This window comes from Planomonospora sp. ID82291 (assembly GCF_015711645.1).
Lineage (GTDB): Bacteria > Actinomycetota > Actinomycetes > Streptosporangiales > Streptosporangiaceae > Planomonospora.
The window spans coordinates 1,974,263-1,988,656 of record NZ_JABTEX010000001.1 but is presented as its reverse complement, the minus strand read 5'-3'; the positions used below and the strand labels follow the sequence as shown (position 1 = coordinate 1,988,656).

Annotated in this window: 18 protein-coding genes, 1 tRNA gene and 1 other annotated feature; of the genes, 7 read left to right on the top strand and 12 right to left on the bottom strand. The window is 69.3% G+C overall.

Translation table 11 applies throughout. The features are described 5' to 3' along the window. Positions 1-16: 16 nt before the first annotated feature. The gene (locus HS045_RS08910; protein WP_230883494.1) at positions 17-892 is read right to left on the bottom strand and encodes an NAD(+)/NADH kinase; all 876 of its coding nucleotides are present in this window, start codon (positions 890-892) and stop codon (positions 17-19) included. 331 nt (positions 893-1,223) lie between these two features. Between HS045_RS08910 and HS045_RS08905 the strand changes: the two genes are divergently transcribed. From HS045_RS08905 to HS045_RS08900, 3 genes are all read left to right on the top strand, one after another. Next, positions 1,224-1,508 (top strand): GNAT family N-acetyltransferase, encoded by a 285-nt coding sequence (locus HS045_RS08905; RefSeq protein ID WP_196450628.1) that lies wholly within the window; start codon positions 1,224-1,226, stop codon positions 1,506-1,508. Between the two features lie 341 nt (positions 1,509-1,849). Then, complete coding sequence (locus HS045_RS34300) at positions 1,850-1,969, top strand: DLW-39 family protein (RefSeq protein ID WP_211264163.1); 120 nt, start codon at positions 1,850-1,852, stop codon at positions 1,967-1,969. Positions 1,970-2,022: 53 nt separating this feature from the next. Continuing rightward, positions 2,023-2,742 (top strand): HAD-IA family hydrolase, encoded by a 720-nt coding sequence (locus HS045_RS08900; protein ID WP_196450627.1) that lies wholly within the window; start codon positions 2,023-2,025, stop codon positions 2,740-2,742. Positions 2,743-2,887: 145 nt separating this feature from the next. Here the strand turns inward: HS045_RS08900 and HS045_RS34295 are convergent, their stop codons facing one another. Then, complete coding sequence (locus HS045_RS34295; protein ID WP_196450626.1) at positions 2,888-3,148, bottom strand: GntR family transcriptional regulator; 261 nt, start codon at positions 3,146-3,148, stop codon at positions 2,888-2,890. 280 nt (positions 3,149-3,428) lie between these two features. Between HS045_RS34295 and HS045_RS08890 the strand changes: the two genes are divergently transcribed. Together HS045_RS08890 and HS045_RS08885 are read left to right on the top strand one after the other, a co-directional pair. Beyond that, positions 3,429-4,088, top strand: coding sequence for a hypothetical protein (locus HS045_RS08890; protein WP_196450625.1), 660 nt, complete (start codon positions 3,429-3,431; stop codon positions 4,086-4,088). A gap of 417 nt (positions 4,089-4,505) precedes the next feature. Next, positions 4,506-4,581, top strand: a tRNA-Ala gene (locus tag HS045_RS08885). A gap of 58 nt (positions 4,582-4,639) precedes the next feature. On the opposite strand, the gene HS045_RS08880 is transcribed toward HS045_RS08885, so the two are convergent. From HS045_RS08880 to HS045_RS08840, 9 genes are all read right to left on the bottom strand, one after another. Next, a complete protein-coding gene (locus HS045_RS08880; RefSeq protein WP_196450624.1) occupies positions 4,640-5,710 on the bottom strand; it encodes a site-specific integrase in 1,071 nt (356 codons plus the stop codon). 137 nt (positions 5,711-5,847) lie between these two features. Beyond that, positions 5,848-6,069 carry an excisionase family DNA-binding protein gene (locus HS045_RS08875; protein ID WP_230883492.1) on the bottom strand — a complete coding sequence of 74 codons (222 nt, stop codon included), beginning with the start codon at positions 6,067-6,069 and terminating at the stop codon, positions 5,848-5,850. Between the two features lie 32 nt (positions 6,070-6,101). After that, positions 6,102-7,778, bottom strand: a complete 1,677-nt coding sequence (locus tag HS045_RS08870; protein WP_196450623.1) for a replication initiator — start codon at positions 7,776-7,778, stop codon at positions 6,102-6,104. After that, positions 7,775-7,978 (bottom strand): hypothetical protein, encoded by a 204-nt coding sequence (locus tag HS045_RS08865; RefSeq protein ID WP_196450622.1) that lies wholly within the window; start codon positions 7,976-7,978, stop codon positions 7,775-7,777. Before HS045_RS08865 ends, HS045_RS08870 begins: the two co-directional genes overlap by 4 nt. Continuing rightward, positions 7,975-9,387 carry an FtsK/SpoIIIE domain-containing protein gene (locus HS045_RS08860; protein WP_196450621.1) on the bottom strand — a complete coding sequence of 471 codons (1,413 nt, stop codon included), beginning with the start codon at positions 9,385-9,387 and terminating at the stop codon, positions 7,975-7,977. The genes HS045_RS08865 and HS045_RS08860 overlap by 4 nt, the downstream gene beginning before the upstream one ends. Positions 9,388-9,469: 82 nt before the next feature. Continuing rightward, positions 9,470-9,895: a plasmid replication, integration and excision activator gene (locus HS045_RS08855; RefSeq protein WP_196450620.1), complete on the bottom strand. Its 426-nt coding sequence runs from the start codon at positions 9,893-9,895 to the stop codon at positions 9,470-9,472. Between the two features lie 126 nt (positions 9,896-10,021). Then, on the bottom strand, positions 10,022-10,756 hold the full coding sequence (locus HS045_RS08850) for a GntR family transcriptional regulator (RefSeq protein WP_196450619.1): 735 nt from the start codon (positions 10,754-10,756) through the stop codon (positions 10,022-10,024). A 183-nt stretch (positions 10,757-10,939) separates the two neighbouring features. Next, on the bottom strand, positions 10,940-11,218 hold the full coding sequence (locus HS045_RS08845; protein WP_196450618.1) for a hypothetical protein: 279 nt from the start codon (positions 11,216-11,218) through the stop codon (positions 10,940-10,942). 5 nt (positions 11,219-11,223) lie between these two features. Beyond that, complete coding sequence (locus HS045_RS08840; protein WP_196450617.1) at positions 11,224-11,637, bottom strand: hypothetical protein; 414 nt, start codon at positions 11,635-11,637, stop codon at positions 11,224-11,226. 197 nt (positions 11,638-11,834) lie between these two features. Between HS045_RS08840 and HS045_RS08835 the strand changes: the two genes are divergently transcribed. Beyond that, on the top strand, positions 11,835-12,722 hold the full coding sequence (locus tag HS045_RS08835; protein WP_307827430.1) for a helix-turn-helix transcriptional regulator: 888 nt from the start codon (positions 11,835-11,837) through the stop codon (positions 12,720-12,722). Here HS045_RS08835 and HS045_RS08830 read toward each other — a convergent pair. Continuing rightward, a protein-coding gene (locus HS045_RS08830) for an IS3 family transposase (protein ID WP_230883490.1) occupies positions 12,719-13,953 on the bottom strand; the annotation gives its coding sequence in 2 pieces (ribosomal slippage) (positions 12,719-13,674 and positions 13,674-13,953; 1,236 coding nt in all). The two genes, HS045_RS08835 and HS045_RS08830, sit on opposite strands and share 4 nt — an antisense overlap. Then, positions 13,547-13,675 (bottom strand) — a sequence feature (AL1L pseudoknot). It overlaps the preceding gene by 129 nt. Before the next feature lie 90 nt (positions 13,954-14,043). On the opposite strand from HS045_RS08830, the gene HS045_RS08825 reads away from it, so the two are divergent. Beyond that, a complete protein-coding gene (locus HS045_RS08825) occupies positions 14,044-14,379 on the top strand; it encodes a hypothetical protein (protein ID WP_196450615.1) in 336 nt (111 codons plus the stop codon). The last annotated feature ends 15 nt before the right edge of the window (positions 14,380-14,394 follow it).

Here is a 14,394-nt window from a genome sequence, read left to right as displayed (position 1 = left end):
CTCGGAAGGGCGCGGATCAGGGCGGTTCCCAGTCGACTTCGGCGCTGCCGCCGACGCGGAGCTTGCGGCGGGCGCGCTCGTAGAAGGTCGTCGTCCCCAGCCGGACGACGCGGGCGGCGGCGCGCAGCGCGGTGACGGTGAGCCGGTGCCCCGGCGGCAGGTGCCCGACGACCGCGCCGTCCACCTCCACGGCCAGCCGCCCGCTCGTGGGAAGGACGTCGAGGGTGACCTCCTCGTCGGCGGAGAGCACGATGGCCCTGTTGAACGTCGAGTGGGCCGCGGCGGGCACGACGAGGAAGCCCTCGACGGTCGGGGAGACGATGGGGCCGCCGGCGGAGAAGCTGTAGGCCGTCGACCCCGTGGAGGTCGCCACGATGACGGCGTCGGAGGCGTACCGGACGAAAGGGTGTCCCTGCACGGAGACCGCCACCTCGGACAGCCCGTGGCCGGGGGTGCGCACCAGGGCGATGTCGTTGAACGCGGTCACCGTCGCCCCCTCCGGCAGGGTCGTCCGCACCGCCATGCGGGACTCGACGGTGTACTGGTTGCCGTCGATCGCCGACAGCGCGGCCGGCAGCTCGTCCACGTCGATCTCGGCCAGGAAGCCGAGCCGCCCGAGGTTCACGCCGAGCACGGGGGTCGGTCGTCCGGCGATGAGTCGCATGGTGCGCAGCATCGTCCCGTCGCCGCCCAGGCTGACGAGCAGGTCGGCGCGGTCGATCAGGGCGGCGCCGTCGACCGCGATCGCGCTGCAGTCGATGCGTCCCACCTCCTCGGGCGACCCGAGGACCGCGACGTTCCGGGTACGGGCCCATTCGATGATCGTGTCGATGGCCGTCTTCGAGTCGCGTCGTGGGTGCAGTACGAGCCCCACTGTCTCAACCATGCCCATGGGGCCACCGTACGACCGCCCGGAGGAACACCGGAGGGCGGAACGACGCTTCCGGGCCGTGGCCGTGGCCGTGGCCGTGGCCGTGGCCGTGGCCGTGGCCGGGGCCGGGGCGGCGGCGGCCGTGGCCGTGATCGGGGCCGGGGCGGCGGCAGGGCGTGCCACCGCACTCCCCGTACATGGGCGCCGTACATGGGCGCCGTACATGGACGCGCCGTACATGAACGGGGAGTGCGGTGGCAGGGGGAGGGTCGGCCCGGGTCCGTTCGGCCGGGGAATGAAAGCCGGACGGAACCGGCTGGCCCTGACATCAGGAGAGACCGAGGAGACTGTGATGACCGTCAGCATCGCGTTCGTGCCGGAGAAGGACCTCTTCGAGGCCAAGGTGGACGGTGAGCACGCGGGGCGGCTGGAGTTCACCCGCAGGGACGACGTGATCGTCTACACCCACACCGAAGTGGATCCCGCGTTCGAGGGCCGGGGTGTGGGCGGCGCGCTCGCCCGTGCGGCCCTGGACGCGGCGCGCGCCGAGGGCGCGCGGGTACGGCCCCGCTGCTCGTTCGTGAAGAACTGGATCGACCGGCACCCCACCTACGCCGAACTCGTCGCGGACGTGTGACCGCCGGGCGGATCCGGGGCCCGGTCAGCCGGTCTCCGGATCCGCCGACCGGCACCCGTGCCCGGACGGGGAGACACCGGTGGGAAACGGCCGGAGAACGAGGACGGACGAGGACGGACGAGGAGCGGAAACAGGGATGCGGCTCGTGGCGGATCGTGATCGTCCCGACGCTCACCGTAGGGAATCGTGATGAAAATCACGTAGTGCGCGCAGATTCGCCGCTCTGGGATCAACAGCCTTCCTGGCCCGGCTTCGGTTCCTTGCTAGGCTGCAAGGAACCGTTTGGAACCGGGCGTCGTCTCACCCCGGCAGGTGAGACCGTCGAGAAGTGGGGTCACACCGTGAAGAAGCTGCTCGTTCTGGCGCTCGTCGCCCTTGGGGGGCTGCTGGTCTGGCGTAAGGTGCAGGCTGACCGCGCCGAGCTCGATCTGTGGACCGAGGCGACCGGCAGCGAGAACTGACCGAAGCGGCTGCCGATCGAGGTGTGTCCACGGTCCTGAGCAAGGTTGGGGGAATGGCACCCATCAAGCTTGCCTGTCTGGATCTGGCAGGCACCACGATCGGTGATGTCGCCATGGTCGAACGGGCGTTCGCCGAGGCGATCGCCACGCAGGGCATCGTGCCCGGGACCGGTGCGTACGCGCGTGCCATGGTGCATGTGCACCGGTCCCGGGGTTGCCCCAAGATCGATGTGTTCCGGGGCATCTTCCCTGACAACGAGGCCCAGGCACAGGCGGCCAACCTGACCTTCGAGCGCTCCTATCAGGGCGCGGTCGACCGTTCCGGGCTCGCCCCGGTCCCGGGAACCGTCGAGGCGCTGGAGAAGCTCCAGGGATCCGGGGTCAAGGTCTGCCTGATCACCGGCTTCAGCCGGTCGACCCTCGACCATGTGCTGGCCGCGCTGACCTGGTCCGACCGGATCGACCTGGCGCTGAGCCCGGAGGACGTCGGCGGCCGGGGCCGTCCGAGGCCCGACATGGTGCTCACCGCGCTGCTGCGCCTCGGCGTCGAGGACGTCCGCGAGGTCGCGGTCGTGGGCGACTCGGAGAGCGACATGCTCTGCGGACGCCGGGCGGGCGCTTCGGTGGTCGCCGGTGTCCTGACCGGGAGCCACAGCAGGGACCGGCTCGTCAAGGGCGGCGCCACCCATGTCCTGGACTCCGTCGCCGACTTCCCCGGCCTCGTCCTCGACGACGCCCTGGCTGAGCACCGCACCCCCGCCTCCGTGCGCTGACGGCGCTGCCGGCTCCGAGGGTCATCGCCCGCCAGACCGGTCTCCAGCGGGGAGAGCCGTACGGCGGGCGGAAACGTATCCGTGGCCGACTCAGGGGCTGACCTGTTCGCCGCATCTGCCGTGTGGCGGTTCGGCGGGAACCGGCCTATTGCTTCCCCGCCTGCCTCTCATCGTCCTTGAGGACGGCGACGAAGGTCCCCTTGCCGTGGATGCTGTAGACCTCGCCCGACTCCAGCAGTTCATTGATCACCCGTCGTGCCGTGCCGCGAGCTACTCCGAACTCCTCGGCGAGACGCGGTTCCCCCGGGATGGGATGACCCGGCTGGTACTGACCTTCACGGATGCGCCGCCGTATCTCGTTGAGGATGGCCTGCCACTTGAGCTCGTCCGGGCGAAATTCGATCACTCGGCAAGGCTAGAAAACTTCGCCAGCCCTGCGAATACCATGGTCTCCAATGGATACCCATGAGTACCCATGTGAATGACTAGGTATGTTGAGGTAACGTTTCTGCTTGATACGCCTGACAGCGGACGGGCCCGGCAGGCGCGCGAACGCCGTACCGGGCCCTCGATCGGACGTAGGAGGTCCGACCCGTGGACAACTTTAGACCGTCAACCCGCCCTCTCGCGGCTTGCAACGAGCCCGTCTGCGGCCCGTGCTTCTCCGCTGAACGGCACCGCTGCCGATGGGCTGCGCCGTCTGCGGGCACCCGCCGTACGACCACGGGTGCCTGCACGCCGAGGCGCACGCCTACCGGGTACCCTCCGCCGAGCAGGTGGCCGCCCGCTGGGAGCTGATCCGGGCCGCCCGGCTGGACGAGCTGAGGATGCCCGCACGGGACTGGGTCCGCCCGGCCGAGTGCCTGCCCGCCCTCGCCCCGCGGCCCACCGGACGGGAGTCCGTTCCCGCAGGGCCGTTCATCGAGCGGCGGTACGTCACCACCGGTCAGCCGGCCGAGCGGACACCGGCTGTACCTGCGCCCCGAACGGTCGAGCCCGTGCCGGGCAAGGCCCTTCCCGCCCTCGGATCGTCCTGGCCGATCGTGCCTGCAGAGATGCGCCGTACGGCGGACCGGCCGGTGGAGGCCCGGGAGACGCGCACCCTCCGGCTGTCGCTCGCCCGGGAACCGCTCGTGCTGCGGCGGGCCCGCGCCGTGGCCGCCCGTGAACGGCTGCCGCGTTCGACGACCGGCATCGGCCACCTGGTTCCCGGCGGGCCGCCACCCGGGGCGGCGGTCCGGTCGAGGCCCGGTGAGCTCGCCGTACACCACACGGCCTCCCGGTCGCCGTACTCACCCGGCTCAGCCCGGCGGCGGACGCCCACACCTGTGGAGACGGCCGCGTGACGCGACGGGAGGCATCGTTCCCATGACCTTCGACGAGGAGCAGGCGGCGGTCATCGGACACCTCCGGCGTGCCTGGCCCGGCTGGACGATCCGGCGGCGCGGCGGCATCTGGTACGCCACCGGTTCGTGCGCGGTCCTGGACCGTCGATGCGGGCGGACGTTGCACGCCCGGGGCGCGGTCCGGTTGTGCGAACGGCCGGCCGCGTCCCGCAGGACCTGCCTGGGACCAGGCACTCGGTCTCACCTGAACCGGTGCTACCGGGGGAGCGCTCCCTCTGCCGGTGCCGCTGAGAGAGATCATGATCATGCCGTGGATCGGCGCCCAGGCCAGTAGGAGCGTTATATGCTGTCCTGGCGGTGTGCGATGAGCACGGACTCGCCGTTCGCGGCGCTTCCGCAGGTCACGTCACCCGCAGAGGGGCCTTAGCTCAGTTGGCAGAGCGCCTGCTTTGCAAGCAGGATGTCAGGAGTTCGAATCTCCTAGGCTCCACCACCTCCACGACATGAAAAAGCCCAGGTCAGGCATGGTCGCCTCACCTGGGCTTTGATCTTCATTCGGCCTCGTCCGGCTCCCGTGCCCGTTGCGTGCCCGATGGCTTCCCAAGTGCCCCACGGGCGAGGCCGTCGAGCTTGCGGGCGACCTCCCGTTGCCGCTCGTGGGTCGAGTGCTGGTAGATCATCGCGGCGCGCGTGCTGGAGTGGCCCATGCGCTCCATCAGCTCCCGGATCGACGCCCCGGCGCTCGCGGCGAGGGTGTTGCCGGTGTGCCGGAGGTCATGAAAGTGGATCTTCGGAAGGCCCGTGTCCTGGAGCGCCTGAGTCCAGACACGGCGGTTGAAGTTGGTGTTGCGGAGCGGTCCGTCATCCGGACCGGCGAAGATCAGACCCTTGTCCCCGTCCTGGGTGAAGTCCTTCACGTGCTCCCGCAGGTCCTCGATGATCAGTTCGGGGATCACCACCGTCCGCCTGCCTGCCGCGGACTTGGGTTCGGTGAAGACGAGGCCCTTGCCGGTGATCTGCATCAACTGGCGTTCCACCCGCACGGTTCCGGCGTCCAGGTCGAGGTCTCGGCGCTGGAGGCCGGCCAGCTCGCCCCACCGCAGACTGCCGAAGGTCGCCAGGAGCACCAGCGCCCGGTAACGCGGTTCGATCGCGTCGGCGAGCTTGTAGACCTCGGCGATCGTGAGCACCGGGCGTTCCGGTGACTTCTCCTGACCGGCGCCCTTGATTCGGCACGGGTTCCGCTTGATGAGCTGGTCATCCACAGCTGTGGACAGAATCGCCTTCAACAGCCGGTACGCCTTGGCGACGGTCACCTCACTGACCTTCGCGTCGAGCAGCTTCTTCCGCCACCGCCGTACCTGCGGGTCCTTGATCTCGTTCAGCGCCTTCTCTCCGAAGGTGGGGACGAGGTGGGCGCGGAGGAGGTAGCCGTACAGTTCGACCGTCCGGGGACGGAGGTTCGGCCGCTCCTCGATCCAGGCGCGGCCGTACTCGCCGACTGTGATCTTCCCGGCGTCCGGGTCGATCCACTCGCCGTCGAGGATCTCCGTCTCTTTCCTGGTCAGCCAGACCTCGGCGTCCTTCTTCGTCGCGAAGGTCTCCGGGGCCGGGCGGTCCACCCCGTCAGGACCGGAGTACCGAGCCTGCCACCGGCCCGAGGGCAGTCGCCGAACGCGACCGAAGCGCCTCTTGGCGGGCTTCCTCTTGCGCGGACGCCGGGGCTCTTCATCGGGCGCGGCAAGTGCGGTCTTGGCCATTACGCAGCCCTCCTGCGTCGCGTGGTGGTGATCGGCTCGACAAACCCCGCCGCGACGAATGCCTCAAGCGCCGCTTCGGGGATACGGACGTTGCGCCCGATGTGGACGAAGGCGATCCGGCGTTCCTCGATCAGGCGACGCGGGAAGCGGACCGTGGTGTTCAGCCGTTCGGCGGCTTCCTCGACGGTCAGCAGCCGGCCCCGGGCCATGTCAACGGCCAACTCGGGAAGCGGAGAGGTGGGCTCCGTTCTCGTCATGCCGCCTCTCTCATCACCGAAGGGCCTTGTCCGGTTGCTTTCTCTTGCAGGGCGAGGAGGGTTGCGCGCCAGCGCTGGCGTTCGGCGACCATGCGCAGCAGCCGCAGGGCCAGGGAGGGGACGTCTCCGTCTCCGGCCGGGACGGGCTTCCAGAGGTAGCGGTGCGGGTCGCTCTTGGCGGGGTCGTCGGCCAGGCCGAGGGCTTCCAGGACCCAGGTGCGCCGGTCGCGCTTGTGCTCGGCCAGGGTCTTGTTCGACCACTTGCGGGAGACGAGCACGCGGCGGCCTGCGTAGCCGAGGTGTTCGGGTTTGTGCGCCTTGCTCCGGCACCGGCCCGGAGCCATGCCCGGCTTGGCGCCCTTGGGCTGCACGCCGTACCGCAGCCAGTTCGGGCACGTCGGCGAGCACGGTTCGTAGCGCAGGGCTTCGACCAGCCGGGCCGCGTGGTCCCGCCGAGCCAGGTCGTCGGCATCGAGGCTCTCGCCGAGGGACTTGGTCAGGTACTTCGACAGGTAGCGGATGCACTGGTCGGCGTCCGGGGTGCCGGCCAAGACGCCTTGAACGTCGACCTGGTCACCGAAGCGCAGCACGTGCAGGGGTTCGACCTCGTCGTCCTGATCGAGCTGATCGAGCGACTCATCCCAGGTCGGCAGGACCTCACCGGTTGCCGGGTCGATGTAGTCGCCGTCCTGCCCGTCCGGGTAGGTGCCCCCCTCGGGGAGATCGGCCCGCGGAGCCCACACCGGCAGGTGATCGCCCTCGAAGCGGATCTCATCGGTCGCCGGCCACCACACCTGGTGATAGGTCGCCGCCGCAATGGCCTTGATCTCCGCCCGGGGCAGGGTGCCCCGCACCGCCATGTGCAGATGCGGAGCGAGCCGCTTCTGAGGCTCCACGCTCGCGAAGTACTGCACGTCATAGCCCGCCACCCGGCGCAGGTTCTGCACGAACCGGTCGACCAGCTTGGAGAAGTGCAGCGCATCCCGAGCCGCCCGCCGGTAGTCGTAGGTGGCCGGGTCGACCGGCACGCCCTGCCCGGCCCGGATCCGTCCGTAGGACGGCAGAGTGAGCGTGATGAACATCGACGGCCGGTAGACCTTCCCATCGGCTCCGGTGAAGGTCCGCCCGAGCGTGGTGGAGCTCATGGCCCGCTTGGGCAGGTCCGGGGCGTCCTGCCGCCGCCGGGTCGACCGGGAACGCCGGGAGGCCGCCCGGCCGGACAGGCTGCCGCGCATCCCGGCCGCGCGGATCTCCTCATCGATCTCGGCGATCGCCTCATCCCAGTCGGCGACCTCCTCAGGCGTGCCGCCGCGCTCAGCTTGGTCTCGCTTGGCCTGCACATCGGCGCGGAACTCGATCAGCCACCGCTGCTGCTCATCCGCCTCGTCCGGGGTGCTGGCCGGTTCGGCGTCCAGGTGCCAGCCCTCCCGGCACTGCGCCATGCGCAGGTAGCGGTTGCGCTTGGCGCACGGCGGGCACACGGTCTCCCGAGTGGCCCCGCACGGGACGTTGACGTCCTCGCTCTGCCCGGTACGGACATCGAGCCGCCGCAGCACGATCGGGCGGATGCACACGCCGTTGTGCTTGGCGATCTCCACCGCCACGTCCAGCGCGACCGGCATCCGCTGCCGCTGCGCCCGGGAGATGGAACGGTCGGTCGTCGGGGTGGTCATTCGTTCACCTCCTCGCGGTGGATCTCGGCCAGGTCGGCTGCCAGCCGGTAGACGGCCCCGTAGGGGTCGGAGCTGATAGAGGGGTCGGACAGCTCGAAGGCCACCACCCGCTGCGTGCGGTGCGGACCGAGCAGCGCCAGGATCGGCCGCTCGCAGAGGCGGGTGATCTCCTCGTCGGTGCCGTAGAAGCAGACCCTCACGCCGCCACCGCCTCGGCCATCGCGCGGATGTCGGCGTCGGAGACGTAGGCCGCGCGCACCCGGATCGGATCCGGGGAGGCTTCCAGGCGGACGTAGCCGACGCCCGCGCCCTGCTCCGGGATCGGGGAGATGTGATCGGCCAACGCGCCCCGGTCCCGGGCGCCGTCGCCGAGCACCATGTCCACCTGCTCGGACTCGTCCAACCGGAGCGCGATCTTGTCGGGGAACAGGTTGCGGATCGTGAGCACGTCTTTGCGCGGGTCCTGGAGCGCCGCCATCACCCCGACCCCGACCGCACGACCCTGCGTGGTGAGGGTGGCCAGGGCGGCGGAGATGCGCTGCTTCAAGGCCCGGTCGGATTGGTAGGCGGTCAGGAACGCCACCTCGTCGACGACCACCAGGACGAACGGGTCCTCCGGGGTCGGGGTGTGGGAGCGCTGGAGGCCGGCGAACCGGTCGGCCCGCTCCTGCATCACCGCCACGGCCGCGTCCAGCAGGTCGGCGCACTGCTCCGGGGTCGCCGCGTAGCGGTCTCCGAACAGGGATCGGCCGAAGGACAGCTCCATGCGCTTGGGATCCAGCGCCCAGATCTGCACCAGGCCCGCACGGACGGCGGGGAGCAGGCCGCGGATGGTCGACCACAGGACCGAGCCCTTGCCCGCCCCGGTGGCTCCGGCGATCAGGACATGGGTGCCGTGGACGTTCAGCAGCCACGGGGAGCCGTCCTCGCGGGTGCCGACTCGCACCGGCCCCACCGATACCTCTTCCGGGATCGGCATGGCCGGAAGCGGTGTGACCAGGGGATCATGCCGGGGGAAGACGAGCACCAGGCGGCCCGCCCGCGCGATCGAGACCCGGCAGGAGCGCGCGCCGAAGCCGTGCGCCAGGTGGTCGATGCGGTCGGCCCAGTCCTTGACCGCTTGGCCGTGCAGCATCTTCACCGTGACCACGTCGGCCCACGAAGTACAGGTGACCTTGACCAGGTGGGGAAGGTAGTCCCGGCCGCGCAGGTGCCGCCCCAGCCCGGACACGACCATCACCGCCTGCCAGTGCCGCCGGTAGATCCACACGAAGCGCCAGAAGGCCAGCAGCCGCCAGCCGACCAGCCGCAGGAACGAGGGCCGGTGCACCGAGCACCACAACGCGAGCACGGTCACGGCCACCGCGATCAGGACCAGGCCCAGCCGCCAGCCGTACAGCCACGCCACCGCAGCCGGGACGGCGATGACGGCCGAGGCGACCGGGTGCCGCCAGAGCAGCCGGACCAGACCGGCGAGCACCCGCCAGGCGAAGATGACGAGCGTGACGAACGCCGGGGTGCGGACCACGGCGGGGCGGAACACCACGGCGGTATCGGGTGTGGTGGAGACGAGGTGCTGTGCCTCGTCGCCGGGCATCTTTTTGAACATTAGACTTCAGCCCTCTCTTGAATCGCATCTGGGGAGACCAGGGGCCGCCGGAATGCCAGTTCCAGCGGCCCCGCTTTCGTTGTCAGGCCGCGGTGTCCTTGCTGGCCGGGGCGTGCTTGGCCGGGGCGGCGGTGCGGGGAGCCCGCATGGACGTGGCGCGGATGGAGTAGGCCAGGCGGCCGGTGGACTGGTTGACGTACGGGGTGACGGTCATGCCGTCGAACTCGACCGGGGTGATCGGCAGGCCGGGCACCGGGGGCGGGGGAACCGGCTGGACCGGGGCGAGGATCTTGACCGCCACCGTCTTCTGGCTGATCTTGACGGCCGGGTCGGCGTCCATGACGGCGATCTGCCAGACGAGTTCGCCGGTGGTCTTGTCCTTGGCGTAGACGGTCCGGCTGCTGGTCGAGGCGTCGAAGTCCTTGACCTGCTCGACCTCGCCGACGAGGTAGCAGCCATGCGGGAAGACCTGGTCGAAGCTGACGGGGATGGGTCCTTGCAGGGCCATGACATGTACTCCTAGCTTTACAGAAGATGTTTGCTTCTCAACCTGACCTATCAGGTTGCTCCATAAAGGTAGGTCGCCCAACCTGTCATGTCAAGTTGGATTCCAGAGGAGATCGGTCAGGCGATGTCAGGTCAGGGGGTAGGCGTCACGCAGCTCGTGACGATCCCCGGGAAGGACCGCGTCGACGAGCTGGAGCGCCTTGCCGTCGGCATCGTGGCCGGTCACCACGAGATTCAGCACGGGCGCACCGGCCGGCATCTTCAGGGCGTGCGCCTCCTCCGCCGTGGCCGAACGCGCGAGGGTGCGCTCCATGGCGTAGTCCAGCCGCAGCCGCTTGCGGCCGTACAGATGGCGCCGGATTCCCTCGTTCATCGGTTCAGGGGAAGTCAGTTTGGTCCCGGTGACCAGGTCGATGGGGAACCACGCCGACACCAGCTCTATGGGACCGTCCTCGTCGCTGAGGACGTACTGCCGCAGGAAAGCCTTGGACCCGGCGGGTAGCTCAAGCAGGGTGGTGACCCGGACAGGGGCGACGATGATGCCGGCTTGCAGCAGTTCGGCCGAGGACTCCGATTCGGCCAGATCGAGAAGACGCTGACCCGGGTATGCGCGCTCCAGATTCAGCGCGGGCACCTTCCCGCGCACGAACGAACCGCGCCCGGTCTGGGACTCGATCAGGCCTTCTTGGCGGAGTAGCCGCAGTGCCTCGATCACCGTCGGCCGCGACACGTCGAACTCGGCGACAAGCTGGCTCTGGGAGGGCAGCATCATCCCCGGCGGATAGGTCCCGTCCGCGATGCGTGACCGCAGAGCGTTCAGCACCCGCTCGTACTTGAGGCCGTCCCCGCGTGGAGCTGCCATTACAACCGCCTTACCAGCTTTAACATGTTCTATCAGGTTGAGCGTAGCATCAGGGTCCGGATCTTCCACCCTTCGCCTGAACGTGGAAGGCCCGGCAAGCCTAGGTGTGGGAGGGCAGGCTTACCGGGCCAGGGACGCGGAGGCGAAGGACACACCGGGGCGTCGGACGCACGCCCGCAGCGGTCAACCTCGCTGCCGCGCCTGCTCCGGCGGATCGTCGGCAGCCAGGTCAAGCACCTCGCCCGGCACGCTGACCGTCCGCCACTGCTCTTCGATGCGCTTCTCGGCCGCCAGACGGCCGGCCAACTCCTCCAGGGTCCGGCCGCACCGCACGTAGGACAGCCCGCGGCGCATGCTCTCCTGGGACAGGTCATCTCGGCGCACCGCGTACCACCCGCCTCCCAAAGCCGCCGAGATCCTCCACCGCCTGCCGTAGACGGCGTTCAGCTCGTTGACGGTCACGCCGATCACCTCGGCTGCGCAGGCGCGGCGAGACGCTGCCTGCGCAGGTCGACCGGCCGACGATCATCCGGGAGCACGCATTGGACCTCTTCGACCAGCTTCGACGATGGATGAGCACCACGCAGCTCCGCATACCGGACGGCGACCCGGCGAGCGGCCGTCAGCGGATCACTCACCGGGCTGAAGGCATAAAGCCGGCGCCCGCGTGCCGAGGTGTTCCCCGACCACCAGTGATACGAGACCCCGTTCGTCCAGACGACCAGGTCGATCCAGACCGAAACCAATGCGACTCCGACACCGCAGTGAATATCGGCGGGCATTCCCAGATTGCGCAGTTCCTCGGCGAGGCGCGCGGCGGCATATGAAGGATCGCCAGTCGTAGGTTCAGCCGGTCGCCACCAAACAAGTTTGTCTGTCATGTTCCCTGCCGTCCGGTTCCGGCGCAGTCGAAGCAATCGCTCCGCGTTCTCCTCGCGCGTCGGCCGTCGATGGCCTGCGCGCCGTAGGCCGCGCTCACCTGCGCATATCGCCACCCCTTGCCCCGGCAGGCCGAGCAGCAGCCCTCCTGGCCGGTCTCGCGTGTGCCCGTCGTGTCCACTCCTTTTCCTCCGTCGTCATGGACGTTTTCTCGGTATGCCGAGACACTAGGAAGCAGTGGCCGCTCCGCCCCGGAAAAGAATTCCGGGGTCCCCGGGTTATCCATGCGAGGCTGACCGGTATGCGAGGCATGACGGATCACCTGACCATCGGGGAACGCGTGGCGTGGTATCGCCGACGACGCGGAATGTCACAGGAAGTCCTGGCCGGCCTTGTCGGCCGCACGGTCGACTGGCTCAGCAAAGTCGAAAACGACCGGATCGATCTCGACCGCCTGTCGGTCATCAAATCTCTGGCGGTCGCCCTGGACGTCGCTCTCGGCGACCTCCTTGCCGAGCCGTCCCTACTCGACTGGAGCCCCGACAGCGGAGACCGCACCGTCCCGGCGCTGCGGGCGGCGATCACCGATTACCGCCAGCTCACTCCACTCGCCGCCCTCGCCCAGGCCCACGAACCGCCCAGCCTCACCGAGCTGCGCAGCGAGATCGCCGACGTCTGGCACGCCTACCAGGCATCCCGGTACGGCCTCGTGGTCCGCCGCCTGCCGGCCCTGCTCGCCGAAGCCCACCACGCCGCCGGCGCCTACCAGGGCGACCAGCACACTCAGGCGCTCAGCCTGCTGGGCCAGACCTACCACGCAGCCGCCACCATCCTCGTCAAGGTCGGGGAGACCGACCTCGCGTGGATCGCCGCCGAACGCGGTCTGACCTACGCCCAGAACTCCGGCGATCAGATCGTGGTCGCCTCACTCCTGCGCTCGGTCACCCACGCCCTGCTCTCCAACGGCCGCTACGACGCCGCCTCCCAACTGACCAACGACGCCGCCGGACTCCTCCAATCAGACCTGTCCCAGGCCAGCCCGGAACTGCTGTCTGTCAAGCCCCGGGTTTCGTGGAGAGTGGGTTAGCTGGTTTTCAGGGGTGCTTGTGGTGCAGTGGTTGTCGCGTGGAGAGCTTCGAACTCGGCGGGTGGAACGTGGCCGAGCTCGCCGTGGAGGCGGCGCTGGTTGAACCAGTCGATGTACTCGGCGACGGCGATCTCGACGTCGTTGATGCCGGTCCATGGGCCCTTGTTGCGGATCAGTTCGGCCTTGAACAGGCTGTTGAACGCCTCGGCCAGGGCGTTGTCGTAGGAGTCGCCCCGGGAGCCGACGGAGGCGACCGCGTCGGCCTCGGCGAGGCGGTCGGTGTAGCGGACGGCTCGGTATTGCACCCCGCGGTCGGAGTGGTGGACCAGACCGGACAGGTCGCCGCCGGTGTGCCGGCGCTTCCATAGGGCCATCTCCAGGGCGTCCAGGGCCAGATCGGTGTAGAGGGAGGTGGCGACCTGCCAGCCGACGACCGTGCGGGAGAAGACGTCGATGACGAAGGCGGCGTAGACCCAGCCGGAGAAGGTGCGGATGTAGGTGATGTCGGCCACCCACAGCTGGTTCGGCGCGGTCGCGGTGAACCGCCGCTCGACCAGGTCGGCGGGCCGGTCGGTTTCGGGGGCGGGGCGGGTGGTGCGCGGGCCTTTGGCCCGGATCACCCCGCGCAGGCCGGCGGCGCGCATGAGGCGTTCCACGGTGCAGCGGGCCACCACGCGGCCGCTTCTCAAGAGCGCCGCGTGGATCTTCCTGGCCCCGTAGACGCCGTAGTTGCCCGCGTGGATCATGGTGATCTCCTCGGTCAGCTCCTCATCGCGCAGGGCACGGGCCGAGGGCGGGCGCGAGGCGGCGGCGTAGTAGGTGCTCGGCGCGATCTCGGCGTCGGTGTCCTTCAACGCCTCGCAGATCGGCTGGACGCCGAACCTCTCCTTGTGCTGCTCGATGTAGGCGACCTTCATCGCAGTGGACGGTCCAGCTCCGCCGCGAAGAAAGCCGACGCGGACTTCAAGATCGCGTTTGCCCGCCTCAGCTCCTTCACCTCGCGCTCCAGTTCGGCGATCCGGGCCGCGTCCTGGCTGGTGGTCCCGGGCCGTAGGCCCTCGTCGGTCTCGGCCCGCTTGACCCAGGTCCGCAGGGCCTCGGGGTGGACATCGAGCTGATCGGCGATGCGCCGGATCGCGCCGTCGCGTGCCGCGGGGTTCTTGCGGGCCTCGACGGCCAGCCGGGTCGCGCGTTCGCGCAACTCGTCGGGGTACTTACGGGGAGCAGCCATGATCGGCATCCTTCCGGGTGTTCGATGTCTCCATCAAACCCGGGGCGGTTCACTCTGGCCTGGATCGACATGGGAGAAGAGCCCTCGGAGGTGACCGATCGACTCGCCGGTGACGGGTTCCGGCACTGGCGTCTATCGTTCGACATCGAGGGCAACACCGTCATGTACGCCCGCTACGGAAACGCCGAGGGGTTTCTTGAGCATCCCGAGCCGGGCTGGATCCCCTTCACCCACTGGACGGATCATCTCGGCCCGCTGAGTGCCTATACCGAACTCTTCCTGAAGGGCTACGACAGCGAGGAGGCAGAGGCGGAGGTGGACATCACCGCAGTGTGTCTAGCCGTGATCGAGGCGGAGAGTGGCGTCCGTCTGGACCATGAACTGGTAGACCGCCCTCATTCACTGCTGCCAGGCCCGGAAGCTTGAGCGAGGGCCCACCGC

What these genes read in the sequence shown, in the direction of transcription:
- HS045_RS08910 (WP_230883494.1), bottom strand. Translation starts at nt 892, where the DNA reads ATGGGCATGGTTGAGACAGTGGGGCTCGTACTGCACCCACGACGCGAC.
- HS045_RS08905 (WP_196450628.1), top strand. Translation starts at nt 1,224, where the DNA reads ATGACCGTCAGCATCGCGTTCGTGCCGGAGAAGGACCTCTTCGAGGCC.
- HS045_RS08900 (WP_196450627.1), top strand. Translation starts at nt 2,023, where the DNA reads ATGGCACCCATCAAGCTTGCCTGTCTGGATCTGGCAGGCACCACGATC.
- HS045_RS08890 (WP_196450625.1), top strand. Translation starts at nt 3,429, where the DNA reads ATGGGCTGCGCCGTCTGCGGGCACCCGCCGTACGACCACGGGTGCCTG.
- HS045_RS08870 (WP_196450623.1), bottom strand. Translation starts at nt 7,778, where the DNA reads ATGACCACCCCGACGACCGACCGTTCCATCTCCCGGGCGCAGCGGCAG.
- HS045_RS08860 (WP_196450621.1), bottom strand. Translation starts at nt 9,387, where the DNA reads ATGTTCAAAAAGATGCCCGGCGACGAGGCACAGCACCTCGTCTCCACC.
- HS045_RS08855 (WP_196450620.1), bottom strand. Translation starts at nt 9,895, where the DNA reads ATGGCCCTGCAAGGACCCATCCCCGTCAGCTTCGACCAGGTCTTCCCG.
- HS045_RS08850 (WP_196450619.1), bottom strand. Translation starts at nt 10,756, where the DNA reads ATGGCAGCTCCACGCGGGGACGGCCTCAAGTACGAGCGGGTGCTGAAC.
- HS045_RS08840 (WP_196450617.1), bottom strand. Translation starts at nt 11,637, where the DNA reads ATGACAGACAAACTTGTTTGGTGGCGACCGGCTGAACCTACGACTGGC.
- HS045_RS08835 (WP_307827430.1), top strand. Translation starts at nt 11,835, where the DNA reads ATGGACGTTTTCTCGGTATGCCGAGACACTAGGAAGCAGTGGCCGCTC.